Annotated in this window: 1 protein-coding gene; it reads right to left on the reverse strand. The window is 42.2% G+C overall.

All coding sequences use genetic code 11. The annotated features are described in order from the left end of the window. The coding region (locus tag ACEWB7_RS17900; RefSeq protein WP_411581077.1) for a phosphotransferase at nucleotides 1-438 on the reverse strand (438 nt) is incomplete at both ends.

Consider the following 438-nt stretch of genomic DNA (forward strand, 5'->3'; position numbering starts at 1 on the left):
GTGCACAATCACTTGAGGTTGAGCTAATGCTGCATTCGCCAGAATAGCAAAGGTACGCTTAATCAGCGCACTTTCCGCTGCGGTCGGAATGACTTTTAAAGCCGGTAACATCCAGTCAGTCAGCAATTCCATTTCCGAGATCAGTTTTTCATAAGAATACTCAGGGAAATGCCCTATACCTTGAATAGACTGCAACTGAACTAATTGTTTGAAACTCTGCTCATAATAAGCATCCACAGTGGCGTCATTAAGCAGATCAGACAGCATCACATTGCCGAAATCTTCGAGCAGTAATAGACCATTTTCCAGATCCTTCGCCACAATGTGCGGCACGCGAACACCATTCGCATCAAAAAATTCATCTATCGTCACAAAAGGCACACAATCTTCTTTTTCTGGTGGTGCATCCATTAGCATAAATGTTTTATTATTCAGTTT

Source organism: Acinetobacter sp. NIOH-H-8 (genome assembly GCF_046635365.1).
In the GTDB taxonomy this organism is placed as follows: Bacteria; Pseudomonadota; Gammaproteobacteria; order Pseudomonadales; family Moraxellaceae; genus Acinetobacter.